Here is a 20,709-nt window from a genome sequence, read left to right on the forward strand (position 1 = left end):
TTCGGCGCCGTAAGCACCGATAAGCGCCGTTTTTCGCCGTCGGGCTTAGAGCACTTCGCTCGCGAAATCAGCCAGCCGCGAACGTTCGCCGCGCGCCAGCGTGATGTGGCCGCCGTGCGGCCAGCCCTTGAAGCGGTCGACGGCAAAGGTCATGCCCGATGAGCCTTCAGTCAGGTACGGTGTGTCGATCTGCGCCAGGTTGCCCATGCAGATGATCTTGGTGCCCGGACCGGCCCGAGTGATCAGCGTTTTCATCTGCTTTGGCGTCAGGTTTTGCGCTTCGTCGATGATGACGTACTTGTTCAGGAAGGTTCGGCCGCGCATGAAATTCATGCTTTTCACCTTGATGCGCGAGCGGATTAGTTCGTTGGTAGCGGCTCGGCCCCATTCGCCCGAGCCGCTGTCGGTTTTGCCCAGCACTTCCAGGTTGTCGTCCAGTGCGCCCATCCAGGGGCCCATTTTTTCCTCTTCGGTGCCCGGCAGGAAACCGATGTCCTCGCCAACACTCACGGTGGCGCGCGTCATGATGATTTCCGTGTAGCGACGGTCATCCAGCACCTGCGTGAGGCCGCTGGCCAGCGCCATCAGCGTCTTGCCCGTGCCTGCCGTGCCAGCCAGCGTGACGAAGTCCACTTCGGGGTCCATCAGCAGGTTCATCGCGAAGTTTTGCTCGCGGTTGCGTGTGGTGACGCCCCAGACGGCGTTTTTGAGGTGGTTGTAGTCCTTGAGGGTCTTCAGAACGGCGGTTTTCGCCCGGATTTCCGTCACGCGGGCATACAGCGGGGGTTCGCCGGGGGCCTCAAAAAACACAAACTGGTTGATCAGCAGGCTGCCCACTATGGGGCCCGTGATGCGGTAGAAGGTGTGGCTGCCTTGCTGCCAGCTTTCGACGGTTTTGCTCTGGCGCGTCCAGAAGTCAGCCGGCAGGGCCAGCGAGCCCGAATACAGCAGGTCGCCGTCTTCCAGTGTTTTGTCGTTCTGGTAGTCGTCTGTGGCCAGACCCAGGGCGCGGGCCTTGACGCGCATGTTGATGTCCTTGGACACCAGAACCACCTCGCGCGGCGCGTATTCCTTGCGCAAGGCCTCGACCACGCCCAGGATCTGGTTGTCGGCCTTGCCCTGCGGCAGGCTCATGGGCAGGGTGTAATCCAGCGGTTTGGTCTGGAAAAACAGGCAGCCACCAGCTTCAGGGTGACCGGTGGTGTCCAGTTTCAGGCCTTTGGCAATGTCAGCGCCCTGGGTGCCTGCCAGCGCGTCCAGCGTCCGGCTGGTCTGGCGGGCGTTGCGCGCCACCTCGGTCATGCCCTTTTTGTGGCCGTCGAGCTCTTCAAGCACGATCATGGGCAGGAAGATGTCGTGCTCCTCAAACCGGAACAGGCACATTGGGTCGTGCATCAACACATTGGTGTCGAGCACGAACAATTTGGTGGGACCAGTGCGCTTGGCCTTTTTGGGCTTGGCAGCCGGCTGCGGCAGTGGAATGCTCTCTTTTTTATAGCTGCTTGCGCTCGTCCTTGAAGGGTTGGCAGGCTCTTTTCCTTGAAACGCTGACGGATGCTGGCTGCCATCCCCTGCTGCGCGGCTGTCAAACAGGTCCATCACCGGGGGTTTCTGGGCGGATTCGGCACTTTCCGTCTTGCGTGCTTTGGAGGGCGAGCGGGCAGGCGCGTCAAGCGCGTCGGGGGAGAGCAGGGCGGCACGTTTGGTCGGGGCAGGGGGCAGGGGCATAGTGCTTAAAACTCTCTAAAAAAGAAGGGTTCCAGAAGCGAAAAAGCCGCCTTGAAACCAGGGCGGCTTGTTCTTTTGGCGCAGTTGCGAAGGTCAACAGCATGAGTTCATTATGCACAACTCGCGTGACAGGGCAATCCTTTGCAATTCTTTGTTGCTAACTGGCGTCAGGGCTGTTTCAGGCGGCCTTTTTGAGCGCCTTGACGGCCTTGAGCACGTCGTCCACGTGGCCGGGCACCTTCAGGCCGCGCCATTCTTCTTTCAGCTGACCGTCGGCGCCCACCAGGAAGGTGCTGCGCTCGATGCCCTTGACCTTCTTGCCGTACATGATCTTGTTTTTGACCACGCCGAACATGTGGCACATTTTTTCTTCGGTGTCCGCGATGAGTTCGAACGGGAGTTCAAGCTTGGACTTGAACTCGTCGTGGGATTTCATGTTGTCGCGGGACACGCCGAACACGGTTGCGCCGGCCTTGACGAAGTCCTTATAGCGGTCACGGAACTGCATGGCTTCCGTGGTGCAACCCGGTGTGTTGTCCTTGGGATAGAAGTACAGCACAACGACTTTGCCGAGGTGGGATGTGTTGGAAACCTTGATGCCGCTCGTGGCGATCGCTTCAAATTCGGGGAGTGGTTTATTGACGACGACTGCCATACTGAGTAGACCCTGACGAAAGTAGTTGTAATTAGCCGCGCCTTTTGGCAACCGGCCCGGGACGCGAGTCCTGGATGTGGTGCCAAGTGCAACCCTAGATTTTACCCTGAAAGAGAGGGCATTTCAGCCTTCTGTTCCTTCTGTTTCAATCAGCAGGGCAGCAATTACCTGCCGGCCTTCTCCCGCGAGGATGTTGTAGGTGCGGCATGCTGCCAAAGTGTCCATGGTCTCAATGCCGATGCGGCGCTCCATCAGTGTGCGCAGGAAGGCCGGAGGCGGAAAGCGCAATCGGGAGCCGCTGCCAAAAATCACGAGTTCAGGCTGCGTCGCGGCAAGCAGGGCGAAATGCTCTGCCGTGAGTTGCTCAAAACGCGTGCAGTTCCAGTCAAACTTCTCGCCCCTTGAGCCAATCACGATGCTGTGTTCGATTTTCTCCGCGACACCATTGCTTCCCAGGCCGACCCAGCCTGGACCGTAGCCAAGGATGGACTGAACATCGAGACGGTCTGGCTGAAGTTTCATACGGGATTATTTGGGCGTTTCGATGGTGCGGAGGACGCCGATGCACGGGACGGTTTGACGGGTTTTAGAGGCGAAAACCCTCTTTTATGTGGTCAAATTATAGATTCCGCCCGAATTTCCCGCCGCAGTGCTGACGCTTCTTCCCCGTTGCCAGCATGGTGGGGCCCGAGGCCTTGCCCACATACCGATAAAACCGCATGAAACCGATCACCAAATCTGCCAAGCTGGCCAATGTCCTTTATGACATCCGCGGTCCGATCATGGATGCCGCCAAGCAGATGGAAGAAGAAGGCCAAAAGCTCATCAAGCTCAATATTGGTAATCTGGCAGTGTTTGGTTTTGATGCGCCCGAAGAAGTCCAGCAGGACATGATCCGCAACCTGCCTGCCTCGGCCGGTTATTCGGACAGCAAGGGCATTTTCGCGGCGCGCAAGGCCGTGATGCACGAAACGCAAAAGCAGGGCATCAAGGGCGTCACGCTGGACGACATTTACCTCGGCAATGGCGCGAGCGAACTGATCTCGATGGCTACCAACGCCTTGCTCGATGACGGCGACGAACTGCTGCTGCCTGCGCCCGACTACCCGCTGTGGACGGCTTCCACCAGCCTTTCGGGCGGCACGCCGGTGCACTACCGGTGTGATGAAAGCAACGGCTGGATGCCCAACCTTGACGACATTCGCGCCAGGATCACACCCAGAACCAAAGCCATTGCGGTTATCAACCCCAACAACCCGACGGGCGCGCTGTACTCCGACGAGCTGCTCAAAGGCATCATCGACATCGCACGCGAGCACGGCCTGGTCATCCTCGCGGACGAGGTTTATGACAAGGTGTTGTACGACGGCGTCAAGCACACGGCCATCGCCAGCCTCTCGACCGACGTGCTCACGGTGACCTTCAATTCGCTTTCCAAGAGCTACCGCTCATGCGGCTACCGCGCCGGCTGGATGGTGGTGTCCGGCCCCAAGAAGCAGGCGCAGGACTACATCGAAGGCCTGAACATGCTGGCCAACATGAAGCTGTGCTCCAACGTGCCCGGCCAGTGGGCCATCCAGACTGCGCTTGGCGGTTACCAGAGCATCAACGACCTGACCTGCGAAGGCGGGCGCTTGCGCCGCCAGCGGGACCTGGCCTATGAGCTGATCACCGCCATTCCGGGCGTGAGCTGCGTCAAGCCCAGCGCTGCGCTCTACATGTTCCCGCGGCTTGATCCCAAGGTCTACCCGATCAAGGACGATCGCCAGTTTTTCCTGGAGCTCCTCAAGGAGACCAAGGTCATGCTGGTGCAGGGCACGGGATTTAACTGGCCCGAGCCGGACCACTTTCGCATCGTCTTCCTGCCGCATGAGGAAGACCTGCGTGAAGCCATTGGCCGTATTGCAAAGTTCCTCGAGAACTACCGCAACAACCGAACTTGATCCTGCATTCAGCTTCTTTTCTTTTCCTTACCCTCTTGAGGGCAGGTCTCCAAGATCAACGTACAGCAAGAACCTCAGCGACTATGAAACCGACGAATTTGAGCCCGATCCGGGTAGGCCTTCTGGGCATTGGCACCGTGGGCAGCGGCACCTATAACGTACTGCAGCGCAACCAGGAAGAAATCCGCCGCCGCGCCGGCCGCGGTATTGAGATCACCATGGTGGCCGACCTCGACGTGGCGCGCGCCAAAGCCGCGGTGGGCGCGGGTGTGCAGGTGGTCGACGACGCCCGCAAGGTCGTGGCCAGCCCCGACGTCGATATCGTGATCGAGCTCATTGGCGGCTATGGCATCGCCAAACAGCTGGTGCTCGAAGCCATCGAAGCCGGCAAGCACGTAGTCACCGCCAACAAGGCGCTGTTGGCTGTGCACGGAACCGAGATTTTTGCGGCGGCCCACCGCAAGGGCGTGATGGTGGCGTTTGAAGCGGCCGTGGCCGGCGGCATCCCCATCATCAAGGCTTTGCGCGAAGGCCTCACCGCCAACAGCATCCAGTGGATCGCCGGCATCATCAACGGCACTACCAATTTCATCCTGTCCGAAATGCGCGACAAGGGCCTGGACTTCGACGTCGTGCTGAAAGAAGCGCAGCGCCTGGGCTACGCCGAAGCCGACCCCACCTTCGACATCGAAGGCGTGGACGCCGGCCACAAGGTCACGCTGATGTCAGCCATTGCTTTCGGCATCCCGGTGCAGTTCGACAAGGCCTACGTTGAGGGCATCACGGGTCTCGCCGCACAAGACATCCGCTATGCCGAGCAGCTTGGCTACCGCATCAAGCTGCTGGGCATCACCAAGCGCGCCGCCAACGGCATCGAGCTGCGCGTGCATCCCAGCCTGGTGCCGGCCAAACGTTTGATCGCCAACGTTGAAGGCGCGATGAACGCCGTGGTGGTGCAGGGCGACGCCGTCGGCACCACGCTGTACTACGGCAAGGGCGCGGGCAGCGAGCCCACCGCCAGCGCCGTGATCGCCGACCTGGTGGACATTGCCCGCCTGCACACCGCAGACCCAGAACACCGCGTGCCGCACCTGGCTTTCCAGCCCGACGCGATGAGCGATTTGCCCGTGGTGCCCATGTCCGAAGTTGTCACCAGCTACTACCTGCGCCTGAAAGTCGCCGACGAAGCCGGCGTGCTGGCCAAGGTCACGGGGATCCTGGCCGGCGCGGGCATCAGCATTGATGCGGTGCTGCAGCGCGAAGCTGATGAAGTGGGCGGTGAGGGTTCCACGCACACCGACCTCATCATCCTCACGCACGAGTGCGTGGAAGCAAAGATGAACGAAGCCCTGGCGCAAATGCAGGCGCTGCCCACGGTGCTGGCGCCCATCACGCGCATCCGCAAGGAGGAGCTGGCCTGATGTTGTACATCTCCACTCGCGGCCATGCCGACCGCAAGCGTTTTTGTGAAATCCTGCTCGAAGGCCTCGCGCCCGACGGTGGCCTCTACTTGCCCGAGCAATATCCGCAGGTGGATGCTGCCACGCTGCAGAAGTGGCGCGGCCTGTCTTACGCCGAGCTCGCGTTCGAAGTCCTCTCGCTTTATGTCGACGATATTCCAGCCGTCGACCTCAAAGCCATCTGCAACAAGACCTACACCGAAGAGGTGTTCGGCACCCAGGCCATCGTCCCGCTGAAAAAGCTTGAAGACGGCCTCTACCTCGAAGCCCTGTCCAACGGCCCCACGCTGGCCTTCAAGGACATGGCCATGCAGCTGCTGGGCAACCTGTTCGAATACGAACTGGCACGCCGCGGCGAAGAGCTCAACATCCTGGGCGCCACCAGCGGCGACACCGGCAGCGCAGCCGAATACGCCATGCGCGGCAAAAAGGGCGTTCGCGTCTTCATGACCTCGCCGAACGGCCGCATGAGCCCCTTCCAGCAGGCGCAGATGTTCAGCCTGCAGGATGAGAACATTCACAACATCGCCGTTGACGGCGTGTTCGACGACTGCCAGGACATCGTCAAGGCCGTCTCCAACGACCTGGCCTTCAAGCGCCGGTACAAGATCGGCACGGTCAACTCGATTAACTGGGCGCGGCTGATGGCACAGGTCGTGTATTACTTCGCCGGTTATTTCCAGGCCACGAGCAACAACACCGAGACGGTCAACTTCACTGTGCCCTCCGGCAACTTCGGCAATGTCTGCGCAGGCCATGTCGCCCGCATGATGGGCCTGCCCATCGCCAAGCTGGTCGTCGCAACCAACGAGAACGACGTGCTCGACGAGTTCTTCCGCACCGGTGTGTACCGCGTGCGCAGCAGCGCCGACACCCATGAAACCTCCAGCCCCTCCATGGACATTTCCAAGGCCTCGAACTTCGAGCGCTTTGTGTTTGACCTGCTGGGCCGCGACGGTAGCAAGACCAGAGCCTTGTTTCGTGACCAGCTCGGCAGCCAGGGCTACTTTGACCTGAGCGCTGAGGCCGCCTTCAAGTCGGCCGCGCAGCGCTACGGTTTTGTGAGCGGCAAGAGCACCCATGCCGACCGGCTGGCCACCATCCGCGACACCTACAAGCGCTTTGGCACCATGATCGACACCCACACCGCCGACGGCGTGAAGGTGGCGCGCGAGCAGCTCCAGCCCGGTGTGCCCATGATCGTGCTGGAAACCGCCTTGCCCATCAAGTTCGCGGCCACCATTGAAGAGGCCCTGGGCCAATTGCCCACGCGGCCTGCGAAGTTTGAAGGCATTGAGGCCCTGCCCAAACGCGTCGTGGTGCTGCCGGCCGATGCAGCCGTGATCAAACGCTACATTGTCGAAAATGTACATTAAATCGGGCTGTAGCCCTTATCTGACTTGCGCAAGCAGCTATATTTTTAATAGCAACCTGGGCGTCTTCCGGCCTTTCTTTCTGTGAGAGCGACATCATGAACGTGGTCGGATTTGCCGGGTATTCCGGTTCGGGCAAGACGACACTGGTCGAAAAGCTGATCCCGGCACTGAAGGCCAGAGGCCTGCGTGTTTCAGTGGTCAAGCATGCGCACCACAAGTTCGACATAGACCATCCCGGCAAAGACACTTTCCGGCATCGCCAGGCCGGTGCCTTTGAAGTGGTGGTGGCCTCGCCAAACCGGCTTGCGCTGATGCGCGAATTTGAAAAGCCGTCCGAGCTCACCGTTCACCAGCTGATCGCCGAGCTGTACGGCGGCGTGGACTGGGTGCTGGTGGAGGGCTTCAAGAGCAGCGACCTGCTCAAGATCGAAGTCTGGCGTGCGCCTTCGGCCGACTATGCCGGCAAGCCCCCGCTCTACCCGGACGACGACTTCATCGTCGCCGTCGCCACGGATGCCCCCGGCAAGCTGCCCCAAGCAACCTTGCGCCCGGTGCTGGATTTGGACGATGCCGACGCCGTGGCAGAGTACCTGGTCAACAATCAGGAACGCTTCGCCTATTCGTTTGAAGACCGTTTCGGTTAAACGTTCGCCAAAGCAGGCTTTTTTCGTTCCGTTCAGGTTTTTGTTCCGGACACCCCGACCATGAGTTCTGTTTCCCCCACGCCCGCCGGCCTGGCGCCTGCGCCCCAGCCCGGCCGGGCCCCCTTGAAGCCGCTGGACCAGGCGCTGGCCGAGTTGCTGGACCGCGCGGCTTTGCTGCCCGGCGCCGAGACGGTTTCCACCTTCGATGCCGACGGCCGGGTGCTGGGCCAGGATCTGGTGTCCAGCCTTGATGTGCCGGCACACGACAACAGTTCCATGGACGGCTATGCGGTGCGTGTTGCCGACTGGTCAGCCGATGCGGTGCTGCAGGTCAACCAGCGTATTCCGGCCGGCAGCAGCGGCCACATGCTGGAGCCGGCCTCTGCGGCACGCATCTTCACCGGCGCGCCCATTCCGCCAGGCGCCGATGCAGTGGTGATGCAGGAAGACTGCGATGTGGTTGACGCCGGCGTTCGCATCAAGGTACAACCCCAGTCCGGTCAATGGATTCGCCGTCGTGGTGAAGACGTGACCTCGGGCACCGTGGTGCTGCACCGTGGCGAGCGCCTGACGCCGGCCTCGCTCGGCCTTGCCGCCAGCATCGGCTTCGACAGACTGCAGGTGGCGCCCCGCGTACGCGTCGCCCTGTTTTCCACCGGCGACGAACTTGTCATGCCCGGCGAGGTTGCGCCTGCCGACATGAAGCCTGGCGCCATCTACAACTCCAACCGCTTCTTTTTGCGTGCGCTGTTGCTGCGCCTGGGCTGTACGGTCACCGACCTGGGTATCGTGCCCGACCGCCTGGACGCCACCATCGCCGCGCTCAAGGGCGCCAGCGAGCAGCACGACCTGATCCTCACCAGCGGTGGCGTGTCGGTGGGCGAAGAAGACCACATCAAGCCCGCCGTGCAGGCGCTGGGCGAACTGGCGCTCTGGCAGATCGCCATGAAGCCGGGCAAGCCCTTCGCCTACGGCAAGATTGCAGGCTCTCACTTCATCGGCCTGCCTGGCAACCCGGTGTCCAGTTTTGTGACCTTCCTGGTCCTGGTGCGGCCCTTCCTGCTCAAGTTGCAAGGGGCTGTGCAAACCGCCGTCAGCCCGATTGCGGCGCCGGCCCATTTCAATTGGCCCAAAGCCGACAAGCGCCGCGAATTCCTGCGCGTCAAGCGCAACGCGTCCGGCGGGCTGGAGCTGTTCAACAACCAGAGCTCGGGTGTGCTGACCTCGGCGGTCTGGGGCGACGGTGTGATCGACAACCCCGCCGGCCAGGCCATTGCGCATGGCGACACGGTGCAGTTCATTCCATTTTCGGCGCTGATGTCGTAGAGGCACTGCGGTAAGGCCCCCCATGAAAATCATCGTCAAATACTTTGCCTCGATTCGCGAAGCTATCGGGCAGGGCAGCGAGGTGCGCGACACCTCTGCCACCACGCTGGCCGCCCTGCGCGACGAACTGCTGGCGGCCACGCCCGCGCATGCTGCGGCGCTTGCGCGCGGCAAATCGGTGCGCATGGCGCTCAACCAGGTCATGAGCGATGAGTCGGCTGTACTCAGCGAGGGCTGCGAAGTCGCCTTCTTCCCCCCCGTCACCGGCGGCTGATCCACTCACTCGCGGCGGCTCAGGCCACCTGAGCATCCAGCTTCACAAGCTGGTCCACCAACGCCGCAGATGCGCGCGTCATCGGGCTGCGCAACTCGTCACGCAGCAAATTTTGTCGCGCCAGCAATGCCTTGAGCGGGCCCGGATTGGGTTCTGCAAACAGGGCTTCAATCAGCGGCGGCAGCGGTTTCCACAAAGCCTCGGCCCCGGCCACGTCGCCCGCTCGAAGGCGCTGAACAATTTCCGCAAATCGCGACGTATGCAAATGCGCCGCTGCCGCGATAGCGCCCCGGCCGCCTGCTGCCACAGTCGTGAAGATGTTTGCATCCTCACCGGCCAGCACCTGCAATTGCCCATCGGCGATCAGTGCCCGCGTTTTCGCCGTGTCACCCCCGCAATCCTTGACGGCCTGTATGCGCGGGTGCGCCGCCAGCGCCCGGATGGTCTCAAGCGCCATCTGGCTGCCCGTGCGGTAGGGAATGTCGTAAAGCACCACCGGCACCGCGCTGGCATCGGCCAGGGTGGTAAACCACTCGACCAGGCCCGCCTGCGAGGGCCGGATATAGCTGGGCGCCGGCAGCAAGATGCCCGCGAGGTTCAGTGGGCTCAAAGCACGAACGCGCGCAGCCGTTTTACCCAGGTGGTAGCCAGACAAACCCATGATCACCGGCAGGTCAGGGGCTTCGGCCATCACGGTTTGCAGCACATCAAGTTGCTCTTCATCGCTGAGCGCGGCAGCTTCACCCGTAGAGCCGCATACCACCAGCCCGGCGATGCCGCTGGCCTGGTAGTGCGCTACCAGGCGTTTCAAGGCACCGTAGTCGACCTTGTCCTGGTCAAACGGGGTAACGAGCGGGATCCAGAGTCCCGAGAAATCGTGAGTTGCCTGAGTGGCTTGATTTGCCTGATCGGCATTGAGCGCTGTTTGCATGAAGACACATCCCAAAAAACTGACCGGCTAAAAAGGCCGTCATCAGAACAAGTGAAGGTGTCCGCAAAAGACTCTGGAAAAGTAACCGGCGGTTCCATCGCTCATTCGACGACGGAACCGCAGCCCCGGTCAAATGAGCAACGGTTTTTTCGATTTGCTGGCGCACGCCTCAAACCCGCGGGCGCTGTCGGGCGTCCGGTTGGCAAGAAGGTGAATGTGGCCAGTCATGCTGCCATATTACTTGAGGGGCCGGGCTGTGGCACTGTTTCGGCATTGAATATGCACCGGCCTGCGTGGCCCAGTGGCAAAATTGCCACTATGGCCCAGTCTTCCCCCCGCGTCCTGATCACCACCGATGACTTCAACCTCGCCGATGAAGTTGCCGCGCTGCGCTCAAACGACAAGCGCGTCGGCGCCGTCTGCACCTTCACCGGCACGGTTCGGGACCGCAATGACGGCCTGAGCGTCAGCAGCATGGAACTGGAGCATTACCCGGGCATGACCGAAAAAGCCATCGAGGCCATGATCGATGAGGCGATGTCGCGTTTTGATATTTTTGGCGCCCGCGTCATCCACCGCGTCGGCCTGCTGCAGCCGCTGGACCAGGTGGTGATGGTGGCCGTAGTGTCAGCCCATCGCGGCGAAAGCTTCAAGGCCTGCGAATTCCTGATGGACTACCTGAAAACCCAGGCGCCGTTCTGGAAGAAAGAAGAAACGCCGGAAGGCGCCCGCTGGGTGGATGCCCGGGTCAGCGACGACGCGGCGCTGGCGAAATGGGGCATCAGCGCCAGCAACGCCTGAGGCCGGCGTGGGCTTGACGCACATCAAACGCGGCCCAATGGCTTGCCGTGCTTGCGGCTGAATGACTTGAAAAGGCGCGCAAAAGCCCCAAACTCGGCAATAACCGCTCCTTCGTGAGCCCCGAGCCCCTTTGCGGAGTCAAATTCAATGCGACAAGACAAATTAACCACCAAATTCCAGGAAGCCCTGAGCGATGCGCAGTCCCTCGCGCTGGGCAACGACAACGGCTATATCGAGCCGGTTCACCTGCTGGCCGCCATGCTCCGCCAGGAAGACGGCCCGCGTGCCCTGCTGGAAAAAGCCGGCGTCAACGTGGGCGGCCTCACGCAGGCTGCTGATGCAGCCGTTAAAAAACTGCCGCGGGTGCAGGGCCAGGACCAGATCCAGGTCAGCCCTGATCTCGCCAGGCTGCTGCAGGCCACCGAAAAAGAAGCCATCAAGCGCAACGACCAGTTCATCGCCGGTGAGCTCTTCCTGCTGGCCGTGGCCGACAGCAAGAGCGACGTGGGCCGGCTGGCCAAAGAAAACGGCCTGACCCGCAAGGCGCTTGAAGCGGCGATCGACGCCGTGCGCGGCGGGCAGGGCGTGAACAGCGCCGACGCCGAAGGCCAGCGCGAAGCCCTCAAGAAATACTGCATGGACCTGACCGAGCGCGCCCGCCTGGGCAAGCTCGACCCGGTGATCGGCCGCGACGATGAAATCCGCCGCGCCATCCAGGTGCTGCAGCGCCGAACCAAAAACAACCCGGTGCTGATCGGGGAGCCTGGCGTCGGCAAGACTGCCATCGTCGAGGGCCTCGCCCAGCGAATCGTCGCGGGTGAGGTGCCCGATTCGCTCAAGGGAAAGCGTGTGCTGAGCCTGGACATGGCCGCACTGCTGGCCGGCGCCAAGTTCCGCGGCGAGTTTGAAGAGCGCCTGAAAACCGTGCTCAATGAACTCGCCAAAGACGAAGGCCAGACCATCGTCTTCATTGACGAGCTGCACACCATGGTGGGCGCCGGCAAGGCAGAGGGCGCCATGGACGCGGGCAATATGCTCAAACCCGCGCTGGCCCGCGGTGAGTTGCATTGCGTGGGTGCCACCACGCTCGACGAATACCGCAAGTACATCGAAAAAGACGCTGCGCTGGAGCGCCGCTTCCAGAAAATCCTGGTGGGCGAGCCGAGCGTGGAGGCGACGATTGCCATCCTGCGTGGCCTGCAAGAGAAATACGAAGAGCACCACGGCGTGCAGATCACCGACCCGGCCATCGTGGCCGCGGCCGAGTTGAGCCACCGCTACATCACTGACCGTTTCCTGCCCGACAAGGCCATCGACCTGATCGATGAAGCCGCGGCCAAGATCAAGATAGAGATGGACTCCAAGCCCGAGGTCATGGACAAACTCGACCGCCGCCTGATCCAGTTGCAGATCGAGCGCGAAGCCGTGCGCCGCGAAAAAGACGAGTCTTCGAAAAAGCGCTTCGACCTGATTGAAGAGGAGATCGCCAAGCTGCAAAAGGAGATATCCGATCTCGATGAAATCTGGCAGGCCGAAAAAGCCCAGGCGCTCGGCTCCAAGGACGTGATGGAAGAAGTCGGCCGCATCCGCTTCCAGATTGAGGAATTCACCCGCAAGGGCGACTTCAACAAAGTCGCCGAGCTGCAATACGGCAAGCTGCCCGAGCTGGAAAAGCGCCTCAAAGAAGCGCAGGCTAGCGAAGCCAGCAAGGGAAAGTCCAATGCGCCCACGTTGCTGCGCACCCAGGTCGGCGCTGAAGAGATCGCGGAGGTCGTGGCGCGCGCCACCGGCATTCCCGTCAGCAAGCTGATGCAGGGCGAGCGCGACAAGCTGCTGCTCATGGAAGGCAAGCTGCACGAGCGCGTGGTCGGCCAGGACGAAGCCATCGGCGCCGTGGCCAATGCCATCCGCCGCTCGCGTTCGGGTCTTTCCGACCCGAACCGGCCTACGGGGTCTTTCCTGTTCCTGGGCCCCACCGGTGTCGGCAAGACCGAACTGTGCAAGGCGCTGGCCGGCTTTTTGTTCGACAGCGAAGACCACCTGATCCGCATCGACATGAGCGAGTTCATGGAAAAGCATTCCGTGGCACGCCTGATTGGCGCGCCCCCGGGTTATGTCGGCTATGAAGAAGGCGGCTACCTGACCGAAGCAGTGCGCCGCAAGCCCTACAGCGTCCTGCTGCTCGATGAGGTGGAAAAAGCCCACCCCGATGTCTTCAATGTGCTGCTGCAGGTGCTGGACGATGGCCGCCTGACCGACGGTCAGGGCCGCACCGTGGACTTCAAGAACACCGTGATCGTGATGACCAGCAACATCGGCTCGCCAATCATCCAGTCCATGGTGGGACAGCCGTATGAGGATGTGAAAGAGGCGGTAGAGGGCGAGCTGAAGAACTACTTCCGGCCCGAGTTCCTGAACCGTATCGACGAGACCGTGGTGTTCCATTCGCTCGACGCGAAAAACATCGAGTCCATCGCCCGCATCCAGCTGCGTACGCTGATAGCACGCCTGCAGAAGATGGACCTCAACATGGAGGTGTCGGAAGCGGCGATTGCCGAGCTCGCCAAGGTCGGGTTCGACCCGGTGTTTGGCGCGCGTCCGCTCAAGCGTGCGATTCAGCAGCGCATTGAAAACCCGCTGTCGAAGTTGCTGCTTGAAGGCAAGTTCCCGCCCAAGAGCACCATCCCGGTCGATGTGGACCCGATCCAGAATCCGGGGGTGTTCAGTTTCGAAGCGGCGGCCGGGTGAGACCGGGCTGGGTGGCGCTGCAGCTTGCTATCGGATTGATAGCTGCTCGCGCCGGCCAGCCGGGGGCTAGTGGCCATTTTTGATGTGAAAAAGACAAAAGCCCGTTCCTGCGCACGCAGGCAACGGGCTTTTTCTTGCTCGCCGTCTGGGGCGGCTGGCAGAGCCGCTTGCGGCCATGATCCGTTAAAGTCATTCACGAGACCGCACAAAACCCGCAGCCATGAAAGCCATCGGCTGCATGGCGGCGCCGGCGCTGCAAAGGAGACAAACGCCCATGAGCACCCTGATCTACACCCACGAAGCCTGTTTCGACCATCGTCCCGGCCCGCACCACCCGGAGTCGCCCGAGCGTCTTGAAGCCGTGCTGCAGGCACTGAAGACACCGGAGTTTGCGAAGGCGCTCTGGCGCGATGCGCCGCTGGGCTCGTTCGATCAGGTGCTCCACGTGCACACACCCGGCTATGTGGAGCAGGTGCAGGCGGTGTCGCCGGCCGAGGGCTACCGCGCGCTCGATGCCGGTGACACCATCCTGTCACCGGGCTCGCTGGAGGCGGTGATGCGTTGCGTGGGCGCAGCCTGTGCCGGCGTGGACGATGTGGTGACAAGGGAGGCGAGCAACGTTTTTTGCGCTACCCGCCCCTGCGGACATCATGCCGAGGCAGATCAGGCCATGGGCTTTTGCGTGTTCAACCAGGCGGCCATTGCAGCGCTGCATGCGCGCCAGCGGCACGGCATCCAGCGTGTTGCGGTGGTGGACTTCGACGTGCACCACGGCAACGGCACGCAGAACTCGTTCTACGACGACCCTGACCTGTTCTACGGTTCCTGCCACCAATCGCAGTTTTACCCCGGCACCGGCGCGCGCCATGAAACCGGCGTGGCCGGAAACATCGTGAATATGCCGTTTCCGCGGGGCACCGGGTCAGTCGCCTTCCGCGCCGCGATGACCGACCAGTTGTTGCCGGCCCTGCGCAGGTTCGCACCCGGGCTGCTGATCATCTCCGCGGGCTTCGATGCCCATCATCTGGATCCGCTGGGCGGCCTGAAGTTCACAGACGACGATTACCACTGGATCACCCGGGAGCTCATGAAGGTGGCCGATGAAACCGCCGACGGCCGCGTGGTTTCCGTCCTCGAGGGAGGCTACAGCCTGGAAGGCCTGGCCAGCGGCACGGCGGCGCACGTGCGTGCGCTGATGGGCAACTGATACGGGACGCGCCCGCGGAACGCAAACAACCAGGCCCTAGCTGCCCAAGCCCGCATAAATGGTCTGCACATCGTCATTGGCATCGATGGCGGCCAGGAAGGCTTCGACTTCCTCGAGGTCGGCGGCGCTGAGGGTTGCCGGATCGACCGGGTTTTTCGGCTTGTAGCCCAGTTTGGCCGACAGCACGCTGAAACCCTGGGCCGGCAGTGCGCGGCTCACAAGGTCAAGGTCGACAGCGTCGGTCAGGAACAGGGTGGTGCCTTCTTCTTCGCCCGGCTCAAAGTCCTGGGCCCCGGCTTCGATGGCGGCCAGTTCGGGGTCGGCGCCTGCTGCTGCAGGTTCGGCTTCAATCATGCCCACGTGGTCAAAATCCCAGGACACCGAGCCGGAAGTGCCCAGCTGCCCCTTGCGAAACAACACGCGCACTTCGGATGCGGTGCGGTTCAGGTTGTCGGTCAGGCATTCGACCATGACCGGCACGCGGTGCGGGGCAAAACCCTCGTAGATCACGTGTTCAAAATGAACCGCATCGCCGGTGAGGCCGGCGCCCTTCTTGATCGCGCGCTCCAGCGTGTCTTTGGGCATGGAGACCTTGCGGGCCTGCTCCACCACCAGCCGCAGGCGGGCGTTCAATGACGGGTCGGCACCGCTGCGCGCGGCCACCATGATTTCCTTGGCCAGTTTTCCAAATACCTTGCCTTTGGCATTTGCGGCCAGTTCCTTGCCTTTTGCTTTCCACTGCGCGCCCATGTTTGATCTTCCTTGGTATGCCGCAGCGCTTCATGCGCCCGGCTTGATGCTTATTGATGTGAGGTGAGCGGCCACGCGCGGGGTGGGGAAAAGCGCGGAACCGAGGGCTCTGGTTATACACCCATGGCCACAGTGGCCTGCTGGCGGGGCTTGCGGGCGAGCCAGGCACATTGGCATCCCTGGAGTTGCTATCTATTTGATAGCTGCTGGCGCACGTTGTTATTAGGCTGCAGGCCTTTTTGTTCCTGAAAATGGGTAAAAACAGCCTTCCCGGCCGCCCAAACGCTCAAACCACCACGCCGGCGGTCTGCAGAAATGCCTGCAGGGCGGTAAAGTCCAGCGGCTTGGTGAGGTGCTCGTCGAACCCGGCGGCCAGCGCGCGGCTTTTGTCTTCGTCCGTGCCAAAGCCGGTGAGGGCCGCGACCGTCACCTGCTCGCCGCCGTGCAGGGCGCGCAGGGCTGCCAGCACCTCGTAGCCGTTCATTCCCGGCATGCCGAGGTCCAGCAAAACGGCCTGGGGTGCCTGCTGGCGAAACATCTCCAGCGCAGCGGGGCCGTCATAGGCCACTTTCACCTGGCAGTCCATCAGCCTGAGAATTTCCGCCAGGCTGTTGGCTGCATCGCGGTTGTCGTCCACCACCAGGATGGCTGCGCCCGGACCGCTTGCGTCATCGGTGCCGTGCACGCCTGTCTGCGCATTGGGCAGGAAAAAAGTGAATGTGCTGCCGCGGCCGGGGCCCTCGCTTTCAGCATGCAGTGCGCCGCCGTGCATTTCCACCAGGGAGCGTGCCAGCGTCAGACCGATGCCCAGCCCGCTTTCCCGCGCGGCGGTCTGCGCGTCGCCCTGGGAGAACAGCTCGAAGATCTGGCTGAGCGCCTGGGACGACAGACCCAGCCCGTTGTCGTGGACCGAGGTGTAGAGCTGCGTGCCCTCTTGCCAGACTTTCAGCTCGATCAGGCCCGCCTCGGGGGTGTACTTTGCGGCATTGACCAGAAGGTTCTGCAGGACCTGCGCAAGCCGTGTGGCGTCTCCCTGCACCAGCGGCGACGCGGCCGGGATGTCTGCCTTCAGGCGGTGGCGCCGCGCATCAAACAAGGGGCGCACGGCCTCAATGGAGCGGGCCACCACCTGGTTGTAGGAAACCTGCTCCGCCTTGAACCGGATCTTGCCGGTGGTCAGCCGCCCGACATCGAGCAGGTCGTCGACCAGGCGTGTCATGTGCGTGAGCTGCCGGTCGATCATGTCGCGGCTGCTTCGAACCAGCGGGCTGGGGGAGGGTTCCAGTTGCAGGATGGTGATGGCGTTGCGGATGGGGGCCAGCGGGTTGCGCAGCTCGTGCGCCAGCATGGCCAGGAACTCGCTCATGCGCTTGCTGGATTTTTCCAGCTCGTGCAGGCGCCGCCTTTCGGTCATGTCGCGTGTGACTTTGACAAAGCCGCGCAGTTGCCGGCCCGTGTCATACACCGGGGCAATCACCACATTGGCCCAAAACACCGAGCCGTCCCGCCGAACGCGCCAGCCTTCTTCTTCAGCCCGGCCATACTCCAGGGCCGCCTTCAGTTCGGCTTGGGGTTTGCCGGCCTCAAGGTCTTCAGGACGGTAAAACAGGCTGAAATGTTTGCCGATGACTTCGCTCGGGCTGTAGCCCTTGATGAGCTGCGCGCCGCTGTTCCAGCTCTCGATCACGCCGTCGGGGCTGAGCATGAAGATCGCGTAGTCCCGCACCCCTTCGATCATGAACCTGAAGCGTTCTTCGCTCTCGCGCAGCGCTTCCTCGTGAGCCCGGCGTTCCGTGAGGTCGCGTGTGACCTTGCCGAAGCCGGCGAGTTGTCCGTTCTCGTCCCTGAGCGCGGTAATGACGACATTGGCCCAAAAACGGCTGCCGTCCTTGCGGATGCGCCAGCCTTCTTCCTCGAAGCGCCCATCTCTTTCCGCGCGGCGCAACTCCTCGGCGGGCCATCCGGCGGCGACGGCCTCAGGGGGGTAAAAGGTGGAGAAATTGCGGCCGATGATCTCGTCGGCGCGGTACTGTTTGATGCGCTGGGCGCCGATATTCCATGACATCACGTTGCCCGCGGTGTCGAGCATGAAGATGCCGTAGTCCTGCACCGCATCCACCAGCAGGCGAAAGCGATCCGTTGTAATCTGTTCCGGGGTAGGAGCTGGCTTGGCGGACATGCCCGCCATGATAGCCACTTTGACCATCCCGGCCTGTCCGCCGTATTCGCGTGGGAGCGTCAGCCGCGCGCGGGTATGCCCAGCCCCTTGACGACCGCAGGGCGCGCCACAAACGCGTCGAGCACGCGCGTCACGTTGGGAAATTTCTGGATTTCCACCAGCTCACCGGCGCCATAAAACCCGATCAGGTTGCGCACCCAGCCGAAGGTGGCGATGTCGGCAATGGTGTAGTCGTCGCCCATGATCCAGCTGCGGCCTTCGAGCCGCTGATTCAGCACACCCAGCAGGCGGCTGGATTCGGCGACATAGCGGTCGCGCGGGCGCTTGTCTTCATAGTCCTTGCCGGCAAACTTGTGGAAAAAGCCGAGCTGGCCAAACATCGGGCCGATCCCGCCCATCTGGAACATCAGCCACTGGATGGTTTCGTAACGGGCCGCGGCATCCGCCGGCAGGAATTTCCCGGTTTTTTCGGCAAGGTAAATCAGGATGGCGCCGGACTCGAACAGACCGAGTGGTTTGCCGCCGGGCCCATTGGGGTCAAGGATGGCCGGGATCTTGTTGTTCGGGTTCAGCGACATAAAGGCCGGCGACGTCTGGTCGTTGCTGCCAAAGTCGACGAGGTGCGGCTCGTAGGGCAGGCCGCACTCTTCCAGCATGATCGATACCTTGACGCCATTGGGCGTGGGCAGCGAATACAGCTGGATGCGGTCAGGATGCTGGGCGGGCCATTTCCGGGTGATGGGGAAATCGGTCAGGGAGGTGGCGGTGGTTTGGGTCATGGGTCGAAATTCTGTTGTCAAAAGTGAAAATGCTGAAGGCGCAGCCCGCTAGTCCCGGCGGTCCGCGTGGGTATTCAGGCCCGCCAGCCGTGAAGACCGTGGCCGGCCCTTTACTTCACCGGTATCACCGTGCCCGCAGGCACCGGAACCGCTGTCACGCTGTTCTGCGGCGAACCTTCGATCACGCGGTCGGAATAGGTGAGGTAAACGAGGGTGTTGCGTTTGGTGTCCACCATGCGCACCACACGCAGCTTTTTGAAGACCAGCGAAATGCGTTCGCTGAACATTTCTTCCTGCTTCTCGATGGGTTTGCCTCCCGGGAAACTGATCACGCTGGTCTGCCGGCAGGCTATCGAGGCTTCGGCCTTGTCTTCGGCCACGCCGAATGCGCCCTTGATACCGCCCGTCTTGGCGCGCGAGACATAACAGGTGACGCCGCTCACCTTGGGGTCGTCATAGGCTTCCACCACGATCTTGTGGTCCGGTCCGATGAATTTGAAGACCGTGTCGACCGCGCCGATCTCTTCACCGCCGGCGCCTCCGCAGGCGGACAGAAGCAGCACCAGGCTGAGGGCGCAATAGGCGGGGCTGAATCGTTGCAGGGTGAGTGGGCGCATGAACATGTCCTTGGTGCTTGGTATGGGAATCGGAAGGGTGGCGGAAGGGCGTCAGGTAGCTACTGTACAAAGCCCGCCGCCAGGTGCCTGGGCTGCGCGGCCCTGTGTCAGGCTAGTATATTGGATAGCTATACATTTGATAGCTACTGGCGCGCGTCCCTATTGGGTTGTAGCCATTTCAGGTCTTCACCAGGTCAAAATGCCCGCTCGCGAGGCATTCCCCGTTGACCATGATGTCCACCGCATGCCGCCCGGCATGGTGCACGCGGGTGGTGAAGTCGCGCACGACCTGGCTGCGTGACAGCTGCACGCTTTCGCCGGCGGCCAGCGTCAACTCCTTGAGTTTGAATACCTTGGCCGAGCTGCTGCCCGATTTCTTGACGTAGTGCACCGCGTAGTCCACCACCAGCCGCTGACTTTGGCGCGAGGTGGATTGCAGCGTGAACGACAGTGCCATCCGCTCGCCCAGGGTGAGTTTCTTGGGGGTGATGGACAAACCGGTGATGCCGACGTCCGCCTTTTTACCGGCGCCGATCACACCCAGCGCCTGCCTGTCGCCCTGCTTGATCAGTGTGCGCAGCGCGTGCCGGGCAATCCACGCAGTGTGCGGGTTGTCTAGTGGCCAGCTCTTCAGGCGCTCCAGCACCCAGTCGGGGTGCAGCTTGGTGACGTCGTTGAGGTGGTTGGCCACCGACTTGCGTACGTAGAGGCTGCTGTCGGCCTTGAGCGCATCCAGGATGGGTGCGGCAAGGTCCGGATCGGCCATCAGCGCATCCAGCCTGAAAGACCAGGGCAGGCGAGGGCGGCTGCCTTCGCTGGCCAGGCGCCGCACGTGCTCGCTTTCGTCCCTGGCCCAGGTCTTCATCACGGCCAGCGTGCGCGCAGGATCCTGGCGGACGAATTCGCGGATCGCGAACTCCGAGGTCCCGAAGGCGGTGAAAAACTTCAGCGCCTCCATGGAGGTGTCGAAATCATCGCGCCCATACAGGCCCACATAGTCAGGCAGCACCAGGGTGACAAAGCCGCTGTTGATGCGCGGGGCCAGCTTGCGCAGGATGGCAATGGTTTTCGGGTAGTCGTCGGGCAGCGTGGCGTGCAGGCATTCGCTGGTGCGGCGCAGGCGCTGCATCAGCGAAAGGTCGTCCAGGCCGGGCAGCGCGAGCGAGAGAAACTTTTTGCTGTCAAAACGTGGGTAGACCACGGCGGTTTCTGCCGCGATGTGGCGATAGCGCGCCTTGTCGAAGATGTTTTTCAGGGCGGGCGCGGCTTCGGTGGACATGGCGCGAATTCT

General features: G+C 62.1%; 18 protein-coding genes. 9 read left to right on the top strand and 9 right to left on the bottom strand.

Features of this window, described 5'->3' with window-relative positions; genetic code table 11:
• Nucleotides 1-45: 45 nt before the first annotated feature.
• The 3 genes from AC1DWQ_RS07825 to AC1DWQ_RS07835 form a co-directional block, all read right to left on the bottom strand.
• On the bottom strand, nt 46-1,728 hold the full coding sequence (locus tag AC1DWQ_RS07825; protein WP_457280422.1) for a PhoH family protein: 1,683 nt from the start codon (nt 1,726-1,728) through the stop codon (nt 46-48).
• A gap of 178 nt (nt 1,729-1,906) precedes the next feature.
• Nucleotides 1,907-2,383 carry a peroxiredoxin gene (locus AC1DWQ_RS07830; RefSeq protein ID WP_457280423.1) on the bottom strand — a complete coding sequence of 159 codons (477 nt, stop codon included), beginning with the start codon at nt 2,381-2,383 and terminating at the stop codon, nt 1,907-1,909.
• A 123-nt stretch (nt 2,384-2,506) separates the two neighbouring features.
• Nucleotides 2,507-2,905: an Mth938-like domain-containing protein gene (locus tag AC1DWQ_RS07835; protein ID WP_477665775.1), complete on the bottom strand. Its 399-nt coding sequence runs from the start codon at nt 2,903-2,905 to the stop codon at nt 2,507-2,509.
• Between the two features lie 197 nt (nt 2,906-3,102).
• Between AC1DWQ_RS07835 and AC1DWQ_RS07840 the strand changes: the two genes are divergently transcribed.
• The 6 genes from AC1DWQ_RS07840 to moaD all read left to right on the top strand — a co-directional run bounded on the left by AC1DWQ_RS07840 (nt 3,103) and on the right by moaD (nt 9,406).
• A complete protein-coding gene (locus tag AC1DWQ_RS07840; protein WP_477669137.1) occupies nt 3,103-4,326 on the top strand; it encodes a pyridoxal phosphate-dependent aminotransferase in 1,224 nt (407 codons plus the stop codon).
• Nucleotides 4,327-4,424: 98 nt separating this feature from the next.
• The gene (locus tag AC1DWQ_RS07845) at nt 4,425-5,747 is read left to right on the top strand and encodes a homoserine dehydrogenase (protein ID WP_477669608.1); all 1,323 of its coding nucleotides are present in this window, start codon (nt 4,425-4,427) and stop codon (nt 5,745-5,747) included.
• Complete coding sequence (gene thrC / locus AC1DWQ_RS07850) at nt 5,747-7,162, top strand: threonine synthase (RefSeq protein WP_477669138.1); 1,416 nt, start codon at nt 5,747-5,749, stop codon at nt 7,160-7,162. The genes AC1DWQ_RS07845 and thrC overlap by 1 nt, the downstream gene beginning before the upstream one ends.
• 95 nt (nt 7,163-7,257) lie before the next feature.
• Nucleotides 7,258-7,806, top strand: a complete 549-nt coding sequence (gene mobB / locus AC1DWQ_RS07855) for a molybdopterin-guanine dinucleotide biosynthesis protein B (protein ID WP_457280427.1) — start codon at nt 7,258-7,260, stop codon at nt 7,804-7,806.
• Nucleotides 7,807-7,866: 60 nt separating this feature from the next.
• Nucleotides 7,867-9,132 (top strand): molybdopterin molybdotransferase MoeA, encoded by a 1,266-nt coding sequence (locus AC1DWQ_RS07860; RefSeq protein ID WP_477669139.1) that lies wholly within the window; start codon nt 7,867-7,869, stop codon nt 9,130-9,132.
• Between the two features lie 22 nt (nt 9,133-9,154).
• Nucleotides 9,155-9,406, top strand: a complete 252-nt coding sequence (gene moaD, locus AC1DWQ_RS07865; protein ID WP_477669140.1) for a molybdopterin converting factor subunit 1 — start codon at nt 9,155-9,157, stop codon at nt 9,404-9,406.
• A 19-nt stretch (nt 9,407-9,425) separates the two neighbouring features.
• Here moaD and dapA read toward each other — a convergent pair whose 3' ends face one another.
• Complete coding sequence (gene dapA / locus AC1DWQ_RS07870; protein WP_477669141.1) at nt 9,426-10,337, bottom strand: 4-hydroxy-tetrahydrodipicolinate synthase; 912 nt, start codon at nt 10,335-10,337, stop codon at nt 9,426-9,428.
• Between the two features lie 318 nt (nt 10,338-10,655).
• Between dapA and AC1DWQ_RS07875 the strand changes: the two genes are divergently transcribed.
• From AC1DWQ_RS07875 to AC1DWQ_RS07885, 3 genes are all read left to right on the top strand, one after another.
• Complete coding sequence (locus AC1DWQ_RS07875) at nt 10,656-11,138, top strand: molybdenum cofactor biosynthesis protein MoaE (protein WP_477669142.1); 483 nt, start codon at nt 10,656-10,658, stop codon at nt 11,136-11,138.
• Between the two features lie 147 nt (nt 11,139-11,285).
• Nucleotides 11,286-13,886 carry an ATP-dependent chaperone ClpB gene (clpB, locus tag AC1DWQ_RS07880; protein ID WP_477669143.1) on the top strand — a complete coding sequence of 867 codons (2,601 nt, stop codon included), beginning with the start codon at nt 11,286-11,288 and terminating at the stop codon, nt 13,884-13,886.
• Nucleotides 13,887-14,160: 274 nt separating this feature from the next.
• Nucleotides 14,161-15,093 (top strand): histone deacetylase family protein, encoded by a 933-nt coding sequence (locus AC1DWQ_RS07885; RefSeq protein ID WP_477669144.1) that lies wholly within the window; start codon nt 14,161-14,163, stop codon nt 15,091-15,093.
• Between the two features lie 36 nt (nt 15,094-15,129).
• Here the strand turns inward: AC1DWQ_RS07885 and AC1DWQ_RS07890 are convergent, their stop codons facing one another.
• The 5 genes from AC1DWQ_RS07890 to AC1DWQ_RS07910 form a co-directional block, all read right to left on the bottom strand.
• Complete coding sequence (locus AC1DWQ_RS07890) at nt 15,130-15,843, bottom strand: YebC/PmpR family DNA-binding transcriptional regulator (protein WP_477669145.1); 714 nt, start codon at nt 15,841-15,843, stop codon at nt 15,130-15,132.
• Between the two features lie 286 nt (nt 15,844-16,129).
• Nucleotides 16,130-18,022 carry a PAS domain-containing hybrid sensor histidine kinase/response regulator gene (locus AC1DWQ_RS07895; protein ID WP_477669609.1) on the bottom strand — a complete coding sequence of 631 codons (1,893 nt, stop codon included), beginning with the start codon at nt 18,020-18,022 and terminating at the stop codon, nt 16,130-16,132.
• Between the two features lie 59 nt (nt 18,023-18,081).
• Nucleotides 18,082-18,801 (bottom strand): glutathione binding-like protein, encoded by a 720-nt coding sequence (locus tag AC1DWQ_RS07900; protein ID WP_477669146.1) that lies wholly within the window; start codon nt 18,799-18,801, stop codon nt 18,082-18,084.
• Between the two features lie 110 nt (nt 18,802-18,911).
• Nucleotides 18,912-19,418 (bottom strand): CreA family protein, encoded by a 507-nt coding sequence (locus AC1DWQ_RS07905; RefSeq protein WP_477669147.1) that lies wholly within the window; start codon nt 19,416-19,418, stop codon nt 18,912-18,914.
• Nucleotides 19,419-19,596: 178 nt separating this feature from the next.
• Nucleotides 19,597-20,697, bottom strand: coding sequence for a DNA alkylation repair protein (locus AC1DWQ_RS07910; protein WP_477669148.1), 1,101 nt, complete (start codon nt 20,695-20,697; stop codon nt 19,597-19,599).
• Nucleotides 20,698-20,709 lie beyond the last annotated feature (12 nt).

This window comes from Polaromonas sp. P2_G11, from assembly GCF_056403595.1.